The sequence below is a fragment of the Lactobacillus sp. M44 genome (assembly GCF_058130005.1).
The window spans coordinates 1,265,228-1,284,819 of sequence record NZ_CM176707.1; the positions used below are offsets into that span (position 1 = coordinate 1,265,228).

General features: G+C 31.8%; 20 protein-coding genes. All 20 read right to left on the minus strand.

Going from position 1 to position 19,592, the window contains the following annotated elements; all coding sequences use genetic code 11:
• Window positions 1-9: 9 nt before the first annotated feature.
• The 20 genes from recD2 to AC38BG_RS06165 all read right to left on the minus strand — a co-directional run bounded on the left by recD2 (window position 10) and on the right by AC38BG_RS06165 (window position 19,574).
• Window positions 10-2,331, minus strand: a complete 2,322-nt coding sequence (recD2, locus tag AC38BG_RS06070; RefSeq protein WP_489936971.1) for an SF1B family DNA helicase RecD2 — start codon at window positions 2,329-2,331, stop codon at window positions 10-12.
• A 66-nt stretch (window positions 2,332-2,397) separates the two neighbouring features.
• Window positions 2,398-2,883, minus strand: a complete 486-nt coding sequence (locus tag AC38BG_RS06075; protein WP_489936972.1) for a nitroreductase family protein — start codon at window positions 2,881-2,883, stop codon at window positions 2,398-2,400.
• 11 nt (window positions 2,884-2,894) lie between these two features.
• The gene (gene uidA / locus AC38BG_RS06080) at window positions 2,895-4,691 is read right to left on the minus strand and encodes a beta-glucuronidase (protein ID WP_489936973.1); all 1,797 of its coding nucleotides are present in this window, start codon (window positions 4,689-4,691) and stop codon (window positions 2,895-2,897) included.
• Between the two features lie 122 nt (window positions 4,692-4,813).
• Window positions 4,814-5,452, minus strand: coding sequence for a tetratricopeptide repeat protein (locus tag AC38BG_RS06085; RefSeq protein WP_489936974.1), 639 nt, complete (start codon window positions 5,450-5,452; stop codon window positions 4,814-4,816).
• The gene (locus AC38BG_RS06090; RefSeq protein WP_489936975.1) at window positions 5,452-6,108 is read right to left on the minus strand and encodes a histidine phosphatase family protein; all 657 of its coding nucleotides are present in this window, start codon (window positions 6,106-6,108) and stop codon (window positions 5,452-5,454) included. Before AC38BG_RS06090 ends, AC38BG_RS06085 begins: the two co-directional genes overlap by 1 nt.
• A 65-nt stretch (window positions 6,109-6,173) precedes the next feature.
• On the minus strand, window positions 6,174-7,301 hold the full coding sequence (gene mnmA / locus AC38BG_RS06095) for a tRNA 2-thiouridine(34) synthase MnmA (protein WP_489936976.1): 1,128 nt from the start codon (window positions 7,299-7,301) through the stop codon (window positions 6,174-6,176).
• A 3-nt stretch (window positions 7,302-7,304) separates the two neighbouring features.
• Window positions 7,305-7,652, minus strand: a complete 348-nt coding sequence (locus tag AC38BG_RS06100) for a DUF1831 domain-containing protein (protein ID WP_489936977.1) — start codon at window positions 7,650-7,652, stop codon at window positions 7,305-7,307.
• Window positions 7,653-7,696: 44 nt separating this feature from the next.
• Complete coding sequence (locus AC38BG_RS06105) at window positions 7,697-8,866, minus strand: cysteine desulfurase family protein (RefSeq protein WP_489936978.1); 1,170 nt, start codon at window positions 8,864-8,866, stop codon at window positions 7,697-7,699.
• 6 nt (window positions 8,867-8,872) lie between these two features.
• Window positions 8,873-9,580 carry a 5'-methylthioadenosine/adenosylhomocysteine nucleosidase gene (locus AC38BG_RS06110; RefSeq protein WP_489936979.1) on the minus strand — a complete coding sequence of 236 codons (708 nt, stop codon included), beginning with the start codon at window positions 9,578-9,580 and terminating at the stop codon, window positions 8,873-8,875.
• 11 nt (window positions 9,581-9,591) lie between these two features.
• On the minus strand, window positions 9,592-9,861 hold the full coding sequence (locus AC38BG_RS06115; RefSeq protein ID WP_489936980.1) for a hypothetical protein: 270 nt from the start codon (window positions 9,859-9,861) through the stop codon (window positions 9,592-9,594).
• On the minus strand, window positions 9,854-10,423 hold the full coding sequence (locus AC38BG_RS06120) for an NUDIX hydrolase (protein WP_489936981.1): 570 nt from the start codon (window positions 10,421-10,423) through the stop codon (window positions 9,854-9,856). Before AC38BG_RS06120 ends, AC38BG_RS06115 begins: the two co-directional genes overlap by 8 nt.
• Before the next feature lie 4 nt (window positions 10,424-10,427).
• Window positions 10,428-10,649, minus strand: a complete 222-nt coding sequence (locus AC38BG_RS06125) for a cold-shock protein (RefSeq protein WP_489936982.1) — start codon at window positions 10,647-10,649, stop codon at window positions 10,428-10,430.
• The gene (gene ileS, locus AC38BG_RS06130) at window positions 10,649-13,435 is read right to left on the minus strand and encodes an isoleucine--tRNA ligase (RefSeq protein ID WP_489936983.1); all 2,787 of its coding nucleotides are present in this window, start codon (window positions 13,433-13,435) and stop codon (window positions 10,649-10,651) included. Before ileS ends, AC38BG_RS06125 begins: the two co-directional genes overlap by 1 nt.
• Window positions 13,436-13,648: 213 nt before the next feature.
• A complete protein-coding gene (locus AC38BG_RS06135) occupies window positions 13,649-14,401 on the minus strand; it encodes a DivIVA domain-containing protein (protein ID WP_489936984.1) in 753 nt (250 codons plus the stop codon).
• A complete protein-coding gene (locus AC38BG_RS06140; RefSeq protein ID WP_489936985.1) occupies window positions 14,377-15,177 on the minus strand; it encodes a YlmH family RNA-binding protein in 801 nt (266 codons plus the stop codon). Before AC38BG_RS06140 ends, AC38BG_RS06135 begins: the two co-directional genes overlap by 25 nt.
• Window positions 15,178-15,188: 11 nt before the next feature.
• Window positions 15,189-15,473 (minus strand): YggT family protein, encoded by a 285-nt coding sequence (locus AC38BG_RS06145; protein WP_489936986.1) that lies wholly within the window; start codon window positions 15,471-15,473, stop codon window positions 15,189-15,191.
• A complete protein-coding gene (locus AC38BG_RS06150; RefSeq protein ID WP_489936987.1) occupies window positions 15,473-15,898 on the minus strand; it encodes a cell division protein SepF in 426 nt (141 codons plus the stop codon). Before AC38BG_RS06150 ends, AC38BG_RS06145 begins: the two co-directional genes overlap by 1 nt.
• Before the next feature lie 17 nt (window positions 15,899-15,915).
• Window positions 15,916-17,268 (minus strand): cell division protein FtsZ, encoded by a 1,353-nt coding sequence (ftsZ, locus tag AC38BG_RS06155; RefSeq protein ID WP_489936988.1) that lies wholly within the window; start codon window positions 17,266-17,268, stop codon window positions 15,916-15,918.
• Window positions 17,269-17,281: 13 nt separating this feature from the next.
• Window positions 17,282-18,661 (minus strand): cell division protein FtsA, encoded by a 1,380-nt coding sequence (gene ftsA, locus AC38BG_RS06160; protein WP_489936989.1) that lies wholly within the window; start codon window positions 18,659-18,661, stop codon window positions 17,282-17,284.
• Between the two features lie 64 nt (window positions 18,662-18,725).
• A complete protein-coding gene (locus AC38BG_RS06165; protein WP_489936990.1) occupies window positions 18,726-19,574 on the minus strand; it encodes a cell division protein FtsQ/DivIB in 849 nt (282 codons plus the stop codon).
• Window positions 19,575-19,592: the final 18 nt, after the last annotated feature.

A 19,592-nucleotide genomic window follows, 5' to 3' on the forward strand; every position in this document is an offset into this window, starting at 1 on the left:
GTTCTTTTTTTACTCTCGTTTTGTTAATTTTATATTTTGCATCCCTATCATTGGATCAACTTGCCCAGAATAAATTAATTGAGGAGTTAATTCATATATCTTATTAACTTCTTTAATATCTTCATTTTTCATGTGTGGCTTCAGTAATCTGACAATTTTTGAACTTAATCCAGTTAATCTATCATTGTCCTTAGTGTTAATTGCCATTAAAAATGCTCGTCTTTGGCCTAACATAATTAAAAACTTTTCAGCTCTTGTAATTGCTGTATATAATAAATTTCGCCTCAACATCATATAATTTTGCATAGTTAGATCCAAAATTACAACGGGAAACTCTGATCCCTGTGATTTATGTATTGTAATAGCATAAGCTAATGTTAAATCACTCAATTCTCGTTTAGCATATGTAACTTCATTTCCATCAAAATTTGCAATTAATGAATTTTTTGAATCATTTTCATTAATTCCAATAACTTTCCCAATCTGTCCATTATATACTTCTTTTTCAGGATTATTTTGGAGTTGCAATACCCTATCACCTATATAAAACTTCATATTAGGAACTTCAATATATTTAGCATCAGATTTTTTAGGGTTCATTATTTTCTGTAATAAGCTATTCATTTGATTAATGCCACCATTACCATGGTACATTGCGCTTAATACCTGAATATCATCCTTTTTAAAGCCACTGTTAATTGCATGCTCAACTACTTTTTCAGTTGCATTAGCAAGTGCTTCTGGATTGCAATTAATGAATGAATAGTTTTTAGTTTTTTCGAATAAAAGATTAGGATCCTTATTTTCATTTATTGCATGAGCAAGAGTTACAATACTTGAATCTTCACCTTGTCTATGAATATTAGTTAATCTAGTAGTTGGAAAGGCTTGAGATTTAATTAAATCACTAAAAACATTACCAGGACCAACAGATGGTAGTTGATCTTTATCACCAACAAAAACTATATGCTTAGTTTCATTAATATTTGCAACTAATTGTCTAAATAAAAACATATCAACCATTGACATTTCATCAACAATTAAAATGTCTCCATTTAGTTCGTTTAAATCTTCAACACTATCATTTCCAATCCCTAATCCCAATAAACGATGAATAGTTTTAGCTTCTAGATCCGTAACTTCAGACATTCTTTTAGCAGCTCGCCCAGTAGGTGCAGCAAGTAAAAAAGGCATATCTTCACTATATAATGCGCTATCAGGTATTTCTTCTAATTTTTTTAAAACTAATAATATCCCATTTATAATTGTCGTTTTCCCAGTGCCTGGACCTCCAGTTAATATAGAGATAGAATTAGTAATTGCATTTCGTATCGCCTTTTTTTGTGTATCATCATACTTAATTTTTAATGATTTTTCAGCATGAGTGATTGCTAAATTAATTTTTTTATCTGAATAGTTGGTAATTTTTATATCACGTGATACTAATCTTTGCAGGTTTTGTGCAATTTCTTCTTCCGTATGAAAGATCTTTTGAATAGCAGCTTGATCATTATCGACAATAACTTTCCCCGCACATTGCAAATTATTTAGCGCTTCTGCAACTAAGTCGTATTCTGAAATTTCTAATAATTCAGTAGTTTTTTCTAATAAGTATTTTAATTCAACATAGGTATTACCATCTTGATATAATGCGTCTAATAATACTTGAAAAATTGCGCCTTGGATTCTTTCAGGTGAATCTTGTGCAAAATCTAATTCTCGTCCCAAATTATCTGCAGTTCTAAAAGCATATCCAGTTACATCCAAAATTGGTTCATATGGATTCTTTTCAAGTTTAGCTATTGCTTCTGAATGATAAGTTTGAAAAATCTTATTAGCTATCCGTTTATTAATTCCAAACTGATTAAGTTTCAAAATTATCTCAGAGTAAGAATCTATTGTATTAATGCCCGATAACAAACTATTTTTTTGCTTTTGATTTAATGACAATGTTGAAATTTTTGCAGGATTTTCTTTTAATATTGTTAAAACATTTAATCCAAGTTCATCAATAATCGTTTCAGCCGCCTTTTTTCCAATTCCAGGAAATTTATCTGAACTTAAATATTTTGTCAAACTACCTTCTTGATGAGGCAAAATTTGTTTATAACTACTAGCCCGAAATTGTAGTCCAAATTTGTCATGCATGACTAATTGGCCAGTAAATTCATATGAACTATTTATCTGAATATCGCCAAAATTTCCAGTAACTTTTATTTCATCTCTCGAATATCCTGAAAGTTGTCCTTGAATAGACACATCTAGAATTTTAAACATATCTTGATTGTTTTCAAAAACAATTGCATTAACCTTGCCTGCAAATTCGACCATTAAATTTCGCCCCTTAAAGTAAATACAATATGTCTATAATAACCAATATTGTAAACAACGTGCAAATTATTTAAAACTGATCTCATACCTATTGTCCCTATCTTCTTGGACGATTTCTGCAGATTGACCTACTGGTACAACTACAGTTGTTTCAAAATCTGTTGGTACATCTAGTTCATTTAGTAATTCAGTAGAATTATTAATTTGCATTGCACCACCCATTACATAAACTGAACCTAACCCTAAACTAGTTGCTTCAATCATAATATTTTCAGCAGCTGCAGATGCATCGCGCTGGCCAAACGGACTACCCTTTTTGGTATTAATAACAAATAATACCGGTGCACCATAAAAAGCATTATCTGTTTCTTGTTCCATTTTTTGTTTAAGTTCTTTATTTTCAACTACAACTAGTTGCATAACATCTGCTTGATGCATGCCACATGGAGTTGCTTGAAATGCAGCAACTAATTTTTCAATATCTGTCTTGGCAACCTTCTTATTTTCATATTTTCTAATTGCTACCCTTTTTAAAACTGGATCATTACACATTTTATTCTCCTTTATTCTTTCTTCCATTGCTTTTTTAAAAAGTATGCTGCGGCTTTTGGTTCACGATCTCTAGTAAAAATACCCTTATCATTACCACCAACTCGCATAATGCCTTCAGTTGTTTTAAAATCAGCAAAATTCCACACTAATTCACCCTTTACAAATGAATATTCATTAAAAATATCAAAATACATTTGATAATACTTATCTTGATATTCAGGACTCCACATTTCTGCTGGTAATCGATGCAAATCAGCCAAAGTATCTGCACCAAATTCAGTAAATACAAATGGTTTGTTGACCTTTAGTTTTTGCCAAGCATCCATTTCTTCTTCTAAAGACTTTTTTGCATCAACTATTTCGCGACCACCTTGTATATACCATCCATAATACCTGTTTAAACAAATTATGTCACATAACTTATGAACTTTATCATTATCAGGGCCACTACCCATTACTAAAGTTCCAGTGTATGGACGATTTTGTGGATCTAATTTTCTTGCATAATCAAAAATATCTTTGAAATAATCATATGCTTGTTTAGTAGTTGATTGTGGTTCGTTAAATAAACTCCATGCAATCACCGAAGGATGATTTTTATCTCTATCAATCATTTCTTTTATTTCTGTTTGATGAACTTTTTTTAACTTTGATATTGTCTCTTGAGCAAAGAAATTTATAGTTTTAGTATTATTGTTTGCTAAAAAGTTCAAACTTAACTTATTTAATCCTACTGCTGGAACTTCATCAATAATTAAGAATCCATACTTATCTGCATATTGATACCATTCTTCACTATAAGGATAGTGACTGGTTCTAAAGCAATTAGCTCCTATCCATTTCATGCATTCAAAGTCTCGTTTTATAATACTTTCATTAATAGCTTTTCCTAAGATATTGAAATCTTCATGCTTTCCAAAACCCTTTAGATGGATCGGATGATTATTTAACAAAATGTTTTCGCCAATAATTTTTATAGTTCGTATTCCTATTTTAGTAGTATATTCATCTTTAACTTCATTATCTTTAATTAGTTCAATTTTAAAATCATACAAATATGGATCTTGCAAATTCCATAAATGAGGATGTTTAATAAGCAACATACCAGAATTCTTTTCGATATTTTGAGCAATAATTTGCTTATTTTTGAGTAAAGTAACTCGATAATTATACTTATTAGGTGCCAGGATATGATAGACAACTTTTGCATGATCGGAATTTATTTCATAATTTAATTCCAAGTTAGCTATCCTCTCATGCGGAACGGCTACAAGCCATACATTACGCATAATCCCAGAATAATTAAAGAAATCAAAATATGGTTCAGCAATTTTAGATCCATCACTTAAAGTCTTTTCGCTCCCACATGGAAGTGTTGTATCAGATAATTCATTATTCACAAGAATTGCTAAATGATTTATTTTGCCTAGTTTTACATAATTAATAATATCTGCTTTAAATGGCAAAAATCCTCCCTCATGAAAACAAATCTTATGCCCATTAAGAAAAACTGTGGCTCGATGAGTTATCGATCCGAATCTAATAAATATATCTTGCCCATTTAAGAATTCAGGTACAAAGAAGTCTTTTTGATACCAAAAATCACCAGTATAATATTTCTTCTTTTCATCTACTGTAAGTTCAGCAAAGGTTCCAGGGACTGGCATTTGTTCTGGATCAGGTAAGTTGTTCTCCCAATTATTTTTAATACCATTAGAATCAGAATCTATTTTAAAATCCCATGTACCATTTAATAATTGATTAAAACGAAATTTATTTTGAATTGGATACAATGATGAATTACTCATATTAAATACCTCCCTTTTAATCAATTATATGGCATAATTTTATATTGCTGTCAGATAATTAAAGCGCTTTACTTATATTTAAAATAAAACTACTGGCTTTTTTAGTTACCAATAGTTTTGGTTCATTTTTTATTATTTTTCAATAAATCTAATATCCCTTCATATTGCTTTTGAGCATATGAATAATATTTAGAATCCTGTTTTTTAGATTTTATAAAATATTGTTGTCCTTTATCACGATCAGTTCCAAAAACAGTAACACCTAATAAGAAATTTATTTTTGCATTTCGATCTTTATCAGCGATTCTATTAAAACTTGAATAAGCCTGCTTTAAATCACCCAAAGCTAACCAACAATCACCTATTAATTCATTAACGCGCTTATCAACTTTTTTGATGGATATAGCATATGCAAGAGCTTTTTGAGTTTGTCCTAACTTTAAAAATACCAATGCTTTTTGATATAGCGTTGCATCATTATTAGGCATTTTATCTAACAACAATAATGCTTTATTGAAATTACCCTGTAAATAATATCCTATAGCTAAGTTGTAATTCAGTTCTTCGGGTTTATCAACTGTTGACCGAGCTTTTTCCAATAATTCAACTTCTTGGTCAACTGATCCTTGATCTATCAGGATTGTCGATAATTGCAAATAATTTTCAATATCTTTAGGATTTTTATCAATTTCTTCAACTAAAAGATGAACTGCCCTTTCAATCTGGTTTGATTGATATAATTCGTTTGCCTTTTTATTCATTACAAAACATCCGATCCAGAAGTTGCTCTTTTAAGATAATCACTTTTATTCCACACGATTTTCTTAAAATCTTTACCATTATTAGTTTCTAATACTGAAAGACTTGTATTACCTAAGCCACCATTTTTACGAATATCATGCAATGGATATCCTAATAACCCGCCCATGATCGCAGACAAGGCTGCTCCATGACTGACAACTATTATTTTGGCATTTGGCGTTGAATAACTATTAAAAATATCTTTTGCAAAATTGGCGCCTCTTTCAATTACTTCTTTATAATCTTCCCCTCCAAGAGCTTTACCATCATATTTATCAGGAGAATGCCAAAAGTTATCTACCTGAGCACCATATTTTTTCTCTGCATTGTCAAAGGTCATTCCTTCTAACTTGCCAAGATCAAATTCATGCAAACGATTATCAATGATTACTGGCAAATTTTCATTCATTGCTTGCTTGATTCCATTTGCAGTATTTAAAGCTCGAGGAAGTGGACTTGTATAAATAGCCTCAAATCGAAATTGATCAAGATATTTAGCCAAATCTTTCATATCAGTATAACTTTGAGAGAGTAATGGTGAATCACCATGTGCACCTTGAAAACGTCGTGCCAAATTCCACTGTGTTTTACCATGTCGAATAAAATATATCTGCATACTCAACCTTCTTTCAACTTCTAATTATACAAAAAAAGAGCCAACTTGACTCTTTAATTATCATCTTAAACTAACTGTAATTGCTTAGCGTCTTGATAAGCAGCATCAATATTGCCTCCACCTAAACATTCTTCACCATCATATAATACTAAAGCCTGTCCCGGTGTAACTGCACGTGCAGGCTCATCAAAGTATACATCAGCGGTTTTGGTATCAGCATGATACTTTACAGTTACAGCAACATCTGCTTGACGATATCTAAATTTTGCACTGCAATGTATTTCAAAATCATGACTAGTATCATGTGCATAAAATGACATATCACTAGCAGTCAATTTAGTGGCGTATAACAATGGACTGTCATAACCTTGTTCAACAATTAATTGATTTTTATTCAAATCTTTGCCTACTACAAACCAAGGTGCAGTGGATTCTTTGGTTGAACCTAAACCTAAGCCTTGTCTTTGACCAATAGTGTAATACATTAATCCAGCATGTTGACCAACAACCGCACCATCTGGAGTAACCATTTCACCACTTTGAGCAGGTAAAAATTCACTTAAAAACTTTTTAAAGTTTCTTTCACCAATAAAACAAATGCCAGTAGAATCTTTTTTCTTTGCATTAACTAAACCGGCTTGCTTAGCAATCTCTCTAACTTGTGGTTTTGTTAGATCAGCTAAAGGGAAAATAACATGCTTAATTTGATCTTGTCTTAACTGACTTAAAAAATAAGTTTGATCCTTATTACCATCTTTTGGACGCATCATGTGGGTAATGCCTTTGGCATCAACCACAGTTTTAGCATAATGTCCCATAGCAATATAATCTGCATCTAATTGCAATGCAAAATCAAGAAAAGCTTTAAATTTAATTTCAGTATTACACATAATATCTGGATTAGGGGTACGACCTTTTTTGTATTCTTCTAAGAAATACTTAAATACACGCTCCCAATATTCTTTTTCAAAATTAATCGAATAATACGGAATACCAATCTTGTCAGCAACCTTTTTTACATCTTCATAATCTTCAGTGGCTGTACAAACTCCTGAATCATCAGTATCATCCCAATTTTTCATGAAGACACCAACAACATCATACCCCGCTTGTTTCAATAATAATGCTGAAACAGAGGAGTCGACTCCCCCGCTCATTCCAACTACTACTCTAATTTTACTATTATCTACCAAATCCTACTCATCCTTTGAAACTGGACTAATAATATTTCTTTCGGTTAAATCTTTTAAAACAAAGTTTAACAATTCAACAGTTGGTTGTAATTGCTTATTTTTAAAAATATTAACTTTTTGGAGTCCATTTTTATCGGTGACGACCATGGTAAAATGTGTCATAGCTTTATTAATCGTAATTTTAAGCTTAGTAGGTGCATTATAAGGCGATTCATTATACAGCGGATGTTCATAATTGTAATTTCCTTTTGTTGTTTTTTGAAAGCCTGCATCTATTATAGAATATAATTTTAAATTCTCATTTAAAGTATATTTTCTTGTATCACCATTAATCATAACAACATTAGCCATAGATTTACCTCACTTATAAATAATAAGTAACTTTTATAAAAAAATCAATTCTTTTCACTTTTTGCTTTTAATTTATCAACTAATTTTACCAATTCATCAGCATATGCTTCAACTTCTTCTTGAGTTGTCATTCTACCAAAACTTGTTCTAATTGATTCAGATAATCGCTTATAATCATTGCCATACATTGCACCTAAAACATGTGATGGTTCCAAATTACCAGCAGTACATGCAGATCCACCAGATACTGCAAATCCTGCCAAATCCAAATTAGTTAATGCAACATAAGTACCTACACCTTTTAACCATAAATTCAAGACATGATGACTAGCAGTATTATCCAAAGTTCCATTAACTTCATAGTCAATATTTGCATTGTCTAAAGCATCTAAAATTATTCTTTGATATTGTGCAAACTTTTTTTGTTCTAAAACAAAGTCAATTTCTGAAAGTTCCTTAACTGCTTCTCCAAAACCTGCAATACCTGGAACATTTTCAGTTCCAGCTCTTCTTTTTAACTCTTGTTCTCCACCTTGCAATAAGCTAGGAATTTTTTTAATATTTTTATTTTCATATAAAAAGCCAGTATATTTGGGTCCGTTAATTTTATGACCAGATGTAGACATCAAATCAATATACATTTTTTTGACATCTAATCTGATATTACCAAGTCCCTGTACCGCATCAACATGAAATAATGCATTACTATCATGGACTATTTTACCAATTTGTTTTATTGGCATAATGGAGCCAATTTCATTATTAACAGCCATGACAGACACTAAGATAGTATCAGGTGTTAAAGCTTTTTTTAACTCATCAATTGATATATGTCCAGTTTGATCAACATCTAAATAAGCGACATCGAAGCCTTGTTTTTCTAGATCTTGCATTGGACGTAAAACCGAAGGATGTTCAATTTTAGTTGTAATGATCCTTTTACCTTCATTAGAGCGTAATTTTGCGACACCCTTTATAGCAGTATTATTAGACTCACTACCACCGCTTGTAAATATTATTTCATCATCACTAGCATTAATAAATTTAGCTATAATACTTCTAGCTTTTTCAACACTAGCACGAGCTTGTCTACCAAAGGAATGCGTGCTTGAAGCATTACCAAAATCATTAGCTGTTTCTTCACTGATTACTTTAACAACGCCTGGAGCAACAGGTGTTGTTGCAGCATTATCTAAATAAATATTTTTCTTCACAATCTATCAATTCTTTTCTAAAACTTGAGTTTCAATATATTTTGAAATAACTTTAGCGGACTTTTCTCCAGCTTTTTTTGCAAAAGTCTCAAAATCAAAATTAGCGTTATCATCACCATTATCAGATATTGATCTCATAGCAATTAATGGAATATTAAAATGATATGCAACTTGAGCAAAAGCTGCACCTTCCATCTCCACTGCTTTTGCATCAGGAAAATTATTTAAAATTTGAGTTTTTTTATCTTGGGATGCAATAAAAGAATCCCCTGTTACAATTAAGCCAGTTTTATACTCAATTTTTTGATCATTTAAAAACTGAGTAAAACTGTTATTATCCTTACTATTTAATTCAAATCTGGCTGGCTCATGTGGAATTTGACCTTCAACATAGTCCCCAGCTTCTGTGCAATGTACATCATAATACGCAAAACTAGTTGGAACAACTAAATCATTTTGATGAACAGTCTTATTCATTGATGCTGCTGTTCCTGACATCATGATTAAATCAATTTTTTCATTAGCTAACAAACTAGTCAAATTCATTGCTGCTTGGACTTTGCCAATGCCACTTAATCCTAAATAAATATCATTTCCATCTATAGAAAAATGTTCGAACTTTGAAGCTCCGAACATTTTTTGATCTATCCATTGAAAATGATTACGATAATACTTTGCTTCTATTTCCATAGGAACAATTAAAGCAATTTTCATATCTTTCACCTTTACAATTTAAATAATGCAAATAATACAATAGCTATAAATACTAAGACTATTAATATTGCCCAATTAAGTTTTCTTCTTAAATTATTTGCTTTTTCTTCACGACTAAGTTGAACATTTTCTTCATTTTCAGATATTTCATTAGGTTCACTTGGTTCAATATTATCATCTGAATTTTGAAAAGCACTTTTAAAAAAAGTAAATATATTTTTCTTATGGGATTTATTTTGTCTGTCAATATTTTTTCGATATTCTGACCTTTTTTCAGTCATTGCTATTTTCCTTACTTGCGGTTAACAACATGTTTTCCCATACAGTTACTGCATATAATGTTTTTGCATCTACAATTTTTCCTTGAGATAGCAATTGTTTAATTTCAGTTAAATCATACCAATGTTGATCCAAAAACTCATCTGGATCTAAATCTCTTTTATTTTCTAATTTAGTTAATGTATCACAATAGAATAAATACATCTTTTCATTAGTAAAACCTGGAGATGAATAAAAACTAGCTAATTGTTCCCAATAAGCTGCACTATAGCCACCTTCTTCATTTAATTCACGCTTGATTGCATCTAATGGTGTCGCATCAGTACTGTCAATTAAACCAGCAGGTATTTCTAATGTTAATTGCTTAATAGGCTCACGCCACTGCTCAACAAGTAAGATCTTTTTTTCACTATTAATTGCAATTGTAGCTACTGCTGGTTTATGTTTTATAACTTCTCTTGTAGAAGTTTTACCATCGGGTAACTGAATTGTTTCAACAGACAAATCAACGATTCTACCTTGAAAGATTTGTTTAGAAGAAATTTCCGTTTCTTTTAAATCCACCTAATCATTCCTCCATCTTGGTTTGTTCATCATATACATTAATGCATTGTAAACCTTTTTTACCTTGTGCTAATTGATATTTTACACGTTGGCCAACTTCTAATGATTTAAATCCTTCTTCTTTAATTGCCGTATAAAATACAAAGTATGAAGATTTAGTTAAATCATCATCAATAAAGCCAAATCCAGTTTTATCATCAAACTGTTTAACTGTACCTGCCCTCATTAATCCTCAAACCCTTCTTTGACTGCTTCAGGAAAATCACGTTCTACAATTTTAGCACATCTTTCACCTAAAGTTGGTAATTTTGGATCAATACCAATATCAGTTCTGGTCATTCTACAACGCTCACAAACTTCACCAGGTGCGTGAACAACAGCAATTCTAGCAGTGTCATATTCTTGCGCGTTATCTGCAACTGTATCACTAATTGTTAATTTGGACACAATTAAGATTTGCCTAAAATCAGCATCTAAATTATCCAATGCTGTCTTAACTTCCTGATTTGGTGTAATTGTTACTGCAGCTTCAAAGGATTTACCAATAATTTTTTCATTACGTGCATTTTCTAATGCCTTCAAAACATCATCACGTAACTTCATAAATATTGCCCAATTATCAATTAATGATTCTTGATCATCATATTGTTCTACCTTAGGCATTTCAGATAATTCAGCATATTCTTCTTTTTCGTGTAAATATCCCCAAATTTCTTCCATAGTATGAGGGATTATTGGTGTCAATAATTTAGTAATTTTGACTAAATGATCATAAATTACAGTTTGCATTGAGCGTCTTGGTAGACTGTCTTTACCATCAATGTATAAAACGTCTTTAGCAAAATCTAAATAAAACGCACTCAAATCATTTGAAATATAATTAAAGATCTTTTTATAAACACTGGTAAAATCAAGATTTTGATATGCATTCAAACATTGTGATACAAGTTCGTTTAATTTTATTTCTAAATATTGATCAATCGAACGTAAATCGTTGTAGGATACCGTATTTTCTTTTGGATCATAGTCACTGGTATTGGCTAACATAAAACGCATCGTATTTCGAATTTTACGATAGCTTTCAGCACTTTGACGCAAAATTTCTTGAGATACAGAAATATCTGAAGTTGTATCAGAAGATGCAACCCATAAACGAATTATTTCTGCACCCATTTGCTTAACAACATCATTAGGAGAAATTACATTACCTAACGATTTACTCATCTTGTGACCTTTGCTGTCCAAAACAAAACCTTGTGACATAATTTCTTTATATGGAGATTGCTTAGTTGTAGCAACACTAGTAATCATGCTTGAATTAAACCAACCACGATATTGATCACTACCTTCTAGATATAAATCTGCAGGGAAAGACAATTCTGGTCTTTGTTTTAATACAGCTGCAAATGAAGAACCTGAATCAAACCAAACATCCAAAATATCTTTTTCTTTAGTGAATTCTCCATTTGGAGAATGTTTAGACTTAAATCCATCTGGCAATAATTCTTTAGCAGTATGTTTGTACCAAGCGTTTGAACCTTCTTTTGCAAAAATAGCTGCAATGTGTTCAATGGTTTGCTTGGTTACAATTGCAGTTCCATCTTCTGCATAAAAAATTGGTAATGGAACACCCCATGCACGTTGTCTAGAAATTACCCAATCTCCACGATCTTTAATCATATTGTAAAGTCTAGTTTTACCCCAACTTGGAATAAATTTAACTTGATTAATTTGATCTAAAATATCTTTTCTAAACGCATCAATTGAAGCAAACCATTGTGTAGTTGCACGATAAATAACAGGTTTCTTCGTTCTCCAATCATGTGGGTATGAGTGAGTAAAGAAGCTAAGTTTTAATAACGCACCTGCATCTTTTAATTTATTTGCAACAACTTTATTTGCATCATCATAAAACATCCCTACTAATTCAGGATCTGGTACCTCATCAGTAAATTTACCCTGATTATCTAAAGGACTAAACACTGGCAATCCATATCTTTGACCTACGTTATAGTCATCTTCACCAAACCCGGGGGCTGTATGAACTAATCCAGTACCATCGTCCATAGTAACGTGCATAGCGTTCATTAATAAACTATCTTGATCATATAGTGGATGTTTTGCAACCATTCTATCCAGCTGAGTGCCCTTTAGATGTTGAACTATTTTATAATTTTGCCAATCAAGATCTTTAGCAACATCTTCTAATCTACCAGTAGCAATCACATAGCGATTTTCACCTAATTGCACAACTGAATAATCAAATTTAGGATTTACAGTTATTCCTAGATTTGAAGGAATAGTCCAAGGTGTAGTTGTCCAAATTACAAAATATGTATTCTTTTCATTTAAAATTCCTTTACCATCTTTAACTGGAAAAGCAACATAAATTGATGGTGACTTAATATCATGATATTCAACTTCAGCTTCAGCTAAGGTCGATTCACTAGATGGTGACCAATATACTGGCTTTTTACCTTTGTAAATATAGCCTTGTTCATACATTTTACCAAAAACACGAATCTCAGAAGCTTCATATTCGGGTTGCAAAGTAATGTATGGATGATCCCAATCAGCCATAATACCTAAACGCTTGAAATCTGTTCTTTGCTTTTCAATTTGTTCCATCGCAAATTGACGACATAATTCACGATATTTAGCACGATCCATAGTCTTGCGATCTACACCTTGTTTAGCAAGTTGTTGTTCAATTGGTAATCCATGAGTATCCCAACCAGGAACAAATGGGGCATAATAGCCATCCATATTTTTAAAACGCACAATAATATCTTTAGAGATCTTATTTAACGCATGCCCCATATGAATATTACCATTTGCAAATGGGGGGCCATCATGTAAATCATATCTTGGCTTTTGTGAATTTAATTTTAGTCTTCGTTGGTATACTTGATTATCTTCCCATTGCTTTTCCCAAATAGCTTCTCGTTTAGGAAGATTTCCGCGCATTGGAAATTTAGTTTTCCCTAAATTCAATGTATCTTTGATTCTCATAATACTTTCCTTTCAAAAACAAAAAACTCATCCTATATTAGGACGAGTCTTAACCGTGGTACCACCTATATTGAGCATATGCTCCACTTAAACTTTGCGTATCGTGCAAATTACGATTAGATTTATTTTAATAGCTGATCAAATGTAACATTAAAACATTAACCTCACACCATCGTTAATTCGCTGAATCATATCACACTTTTACTATTAAATCTAATTATGATCTTTATAATTATCAGGGAAAATTATTGTAGGACCTTGATTTTCATCAGGTTTTATATCAATTGGTTGATTATCCATAGTTTCTTTAGTGGGACTATCACCTGCTAAAGGTTGATCCTGCGTAACATTTTCTGAAGTTAAGTTTACGTCATTTGAGACGTCGTTGTCAATTGGAACACTACTTGGGACAATTGGTTGTTCTCCATCTGCTGGATATATACGTTCAGTATGATAATACTGATCTAAGAAATATTGCCATGAATCATCATCTAGATGATCAATTTGTGATTGTAATAATTTCTTTAATCTTTCACGAAATTCACTAACTTCAGCTTTTAGTCTTTCATAATCATTTTTTAAAGTTGTATTTTGATATTCCTGATCTTGCGTTGTTGAAGTTGCTTGACTAGTAGCACCAGAAGTGATTTTTTGTGCATCTTCCATTGCTCGTTGAGTAATTTCATTTGCCTGTCTTTGTGCATCATCTAATGTAGTTTGAATTGCTTTACTTTGCGCAAGATCTTTTTCTAATTCATCATTTTTTTCTGTCAACTTAAGATTTTCATTTTTTAAATCAACAATTTGATCCAATGCATCCCCATATGAATCAACAATCTTATCTAAAAAACTATCTACTTGATATCTATCATAACCATTTCTCTTTGTTTTGAATTCTTGATTATGAATATCCATTGGCGTTAAAACTTGATTTGTGTCATTTACATCCGACTTTTGCTTTGCCAAAGATAACCCTCCATTCGATATTTACCCTTTCGGGTTGAATTAATATCAATTATTTTTATTCTACCAAAATGTTGTAAACTGATTACATCATCTACTTTTACTATTATATTAGAATCAGTTGTCTGATGCCAATTTAATTTCACAAGTTCTCCTTTTATTGCACTTTTTACTTGACTCCGACTCATATGAGCAAAACTTGATAGTACTGAATCAAGCCGTAAAGATGTTGCAATTGCTATAGCTTGTGTATGATCATCTTGATTCTGAATAACTTCACTTAATTTCCTTTTTTTTAATTTAACTGAGGTTCTACCTATTCGATTAACTTGTTGCAATACAAACTTGCTAATTTCATCTGTAATAAAAAATTGCCAGTGATTTAATCCATCAGTAATAATATCACCAATAGTTTCAATTCTTATTCCAGAATTAGCTAATACACCTAATATTTTGCTATGACTTAGCGCTGAAAATTTTGCATTATATTCTATCTCAATTGGATCAATCAAAAAATCAGATAATTCATGATAATCCCAATTGGTATCTAATATAACTCTCTTTTTTTCACTATCTTCATAACCACCAAACTCTTGGTAATTTATCTCTGATCCAACTATGGTCTTTAAAATATATCGTTGTCTGGGATTTAAAAAATCAGTTAGAGCTGGTTTATTTGTATATATTACCTGATTAAAAAAGCCAACCAGTTTATCAACTGTTGGCTTTTCTTCTTTATCAAAATGCTGATAAAAGCTACTTGCTTGTCTTTTTTGCATATAAGTTACTCCTAAAGTTTAAGAATTAAACTTGTTGCAAAATATTGAATTCCATACAAAATCAGAATTGCAATAACAGGCGAAAAATCTATTCCTGTACTGTATGCAAGCTTTGCAAAAATACCTCTTCTAAAGAGTGCTAAATAGGGATCTACTATTCGATTAATTATTCGACCTATTATTGAATTATACAAAGCTGGTACCCAACTTAATATTGCATTAATAACAATAAGCCAACTATATATTGAAACAAACCAATTTATTGCTCTTAAAAGAAAAAACAAAAATATTTGCATTAACTTAACTTATCCTTTTTTTCAACAAGTTCTGTTATTTTGCCATCAGTTTCAAATTTAGGTGGAGTAGCCAAGAAAATTTTATCACCAACACGTTGAATCTCACCATTTAACGCATACACAGTACCTGTGACAAAATCAACAATTCGACGAGAGGATTCATCATCCATTCTGCTGAAATTAATAATAATTGCTTTATTATTCAACAAATTTTGTGCTACTTCTTTTGCATCGGCATAAACACGTGGTTCATACAACACGATTTTACTTGTTGCGGCCATTCCTGAATTGATTGATACTATTTTACTATTATTATTTTCAGAACTAGGTGCAGGAGTATCTTCTTGTTCTTCAGTATATCCTTCATCAACTAATTCATCATCATCTGAGATTCCGAAAAAACGTCCTAATTTTTCTAATGCCATGTTATATAGCCTCCTAATTATCTTTCATTACGATGCTTGAAAAATGGAACTCCATCTTGGTCATCGTCTGCACTAGTTTCAATTTGTGATATATTATTTTGATCTGTATTTGCATATGTATCAAAATTATTATCTTGTTTTACTGGTTTAGGCTTTTCTACTGTTCGCTTTTGCCCAGAATCATTCAAGTTCCAGACACTAGTAGGATCATACATTGAATTGTTACCCTGCTCATTAACTGCAGTCGAGCTTGCAGTATTAGCTTCTTCATTTACATTTTTTTCAGGTGCAACTTTGTCATCCATTGTAGTGACAACAGGGCTGTCTTGTTGAACATTAACTTTATCAATATGACGTTGAACATGAACTTGTTTGGCACGACCAGGTAATTGACTAGAAGCTTGTTCTTCAACTTTCGCATCAATTCCTGTAGCAATAACTGTTACAACTACTTCATCGCCTAAGTTAGCATTGATCGAAGTACCAAAAATGATATTAACTCCTTCACCTGCAGCCTTAGAAACAATTTCTGAAGCATCTTGTGCTTCAAATAATGTTAAGTCAGGACCACCAGTAATATTCAATAACACTTGTTTGGCACCATCGATTGAAACTTCTAATAAAGGTGATGAAATTGCTAATTTTGTAGCTTCAACAGTTCGATTTTCGCCGCTTGCACGGCCAATTCCCATTAAAGCTGCACCTTGATTTTCCATAACAGTCTTAACATCAGCAAAATCTAAGTTCACATAGTCAGTTGAAGTGATCAAATCAGATATACCTTGAACACCTTGACGCAAAACATTATCTGCTTCTTTAAATGCATCCATCATTGGAGTCTTTTTGTCAACCATTTCCAATAAACGATTATTAGCAATAATAACTAATGTATCTACATATTGTTTTAATTGAGCGATCCCCTCAGCAGCATTTTTCGAACGCTTTGGGCCTTCAAATGTAAATGGTCTTGTAACTACACCAACAGTTAACGCGCCAGTTTCACGTGCAATTTTTGCAATCACAGGTGCAGCCCCAGTTCCAGTTCCACCGCCCATACCTGCAGTGATAAAGATCATATCTGCACCCTTTAGTGCATCTTCAATTGTTTGTTCACTTTCTTCAGCCGCTTTTTGACCAACTTCTGGATGTGAACCTGCGCCTAAACCACGAGTTAATTTAGGCCCTAATTGAATTTTATTTTCTGCTTTATTACTATTCAATGCCTGAACATCGGTATTAGCAGCAATAAACGAAACGCCTTGAACGCCCTCATCTATCATTCTATTAACAGCATTGCCTCCGGCACCACCAACGCCAATTACTTTTATGACTGCATTTTTGTTATCATCTGAATCAAATGTAAAATCCATTTGCTAAACCCCTTTAATCAAAGAACTTCTTAAAGAATTCTCTGATACCTCTTTTTTCTTTTTTGTGTGTATCATTAGCATTTTGCATAGCACCTTTAGCGCTTGCTGCTTTTGTTTTATTATAGTCTTCTTTTGCCTGTGTTTCACGTATAGAATTATGTCTTTTAAAAATTTTCAAATTCTGACTATCTTGTACTTCAGTATTTGTATCATTTACTCCCAACATATTATCACCGTAAATCACATTATTTACCAAATAATCAATATCTGCCAAATTATATGCATAATTTACAATTCCAAAGCTTGCAGAGTAAATTGGATTACGTAATCCCATCTGTTCAGGCTGAAAAATTCTTGATTTAACATTAAATTTTTCGTGTATTAGATTATCTACTCCTTGTAAAAGACTAGATCCCCCGGTTATCACAACACCACCTGGTAGTTTAAAAGCTTCATTTGCTGACAAACCTTTTCCTATACGATCAAAAATTTGATTCAGACGGGCAGCGATTATCTCGCTTAAATACGCTTCATCAACCATTTCCTGATCGTTTTTTCCAACAACGTTTACAGCAAATTTATCAGTTTTTGAGGCTAAGTTTGGATCGGCAAAACCATAATCTAATTTAACTTGTTCTGCATCTTTTTTAGATGTACCTAGGACAATTGATATATCCTTTGTAATATCAATTCCACCTTCCAAGTCAACATTGGCATATTTGATCTTGTTTTCATGAATTACAGTTGCGGTAGTAGTTCCGCCGCCTAAATCTAAAATAACTGATCCAAAGGTTCTTTCACCTTCATCTAATGCCACACTTGCAATTGCTAATGGTGTTGGAACAAAAAAGTTATTTTGATATCCAGCCCGTTCAATTGCTTTTCGAATATTGTGTAAATCAGTTGTAGGTGCCGTGAGCAAAATCCCATATACAGCTAAAGAATGTGCAATCATTTTTCTAGGATCATCAACATCAGTTTTACCATCAATTAAAAATTTGCTTGGTAAAAAAGCTATTGGTTGACGGCCAGATGTTGTGGCACTTTTAATAGCAGCTTGCAACACTTTTTTTACATCTGTATCGTTAACTTCTTGACCTTTTTGACTAATATTAATCAAACCAGTAGCACTTTTTAGTTGCAACATTCCTACTGGAATACCTGTTACTACTCTATAAATTTTTGAATTTATTTTTTGTGACACAGAATCAATAGCTGAAGCAATTGAGCTAGCAGTCTGATCAATATCAACAATTTTGCTGTGACGCATACCTTTTGCAGGTTGTGCTACAGCACCTATGATTTGCATTTCATCAGCTTGAGCATTGGCAACTACAGCCTTAATACTTGTAGAACCAATGTCTAGGCCGACAATTAAATTATTATTGTCCAAAACATGCCCCCCTGGTAAAACTACCTACTAAAAATATAACATAACAAATATAATCAAGCGACAATTATTTGACATTATAAGCTTTATTTTCTTCAGAAGTTAAAGGTCTGCTAAAACCACCTATTTCTAAATCAACTAAACTTGCTGTCGTTAAATTGTTTTTTATTTTTGTATAATACCGTATTTTATCTTTCAATGTATCTATATTGCCAATAATAACATTTCCATCTCTCATTACTAAAATAATTTGAGTAGGTCTTGCAGTTTTGCCATTTATAATTTTAATTTGCGATTTAATATCATCTGGTAAACTTTGAAACACTTTAATATCTTGTTGTAATTGTGATTTGTGTGCAAAGCCTAAAAAAAATGGATATTTTTGCGAAACTTGCGCCCATTGTAGTGGCTGATGACCTATATTATCATTTTTGAGAATCTTATGGTAATTATCACCATCTTTTAAATACCCAATAGTAGAAAATTCTGTAACATTCATTGTTAATTGATTTACTCTATCACAATTAAAATTAATTTTTTTAATTTCAGGATATTCTCTGCTTACTTTTTTAGTTACTTGAGCGGATTTTAAGAAATAATTTATCACTTTATCACTAGTTTTTATCCCAGCATGATGGATTAGATCAGCACTATTAATATCATTTGCACCAACAATTTGCACAATTTTAACATTAGCTTGAGGAGATACATAATATCCTAATCCCAAAATTGCTAAAGTTGAAATAGAAAGTATTAGACCCAAATTTCTTTTTAATGATCGTTTTCTTTCAGCCTGCAATCTTTTTAATGAAGCTGATACTTTTTTATTGGTTTTGGAACTTTTTTTAGTAGACTTATATTTTAAAAATTCAGATATTTCTTCATTAGGATCTTTTTTGGTAATTTTTTTTACCATTTATCTCCACCTCCTCTG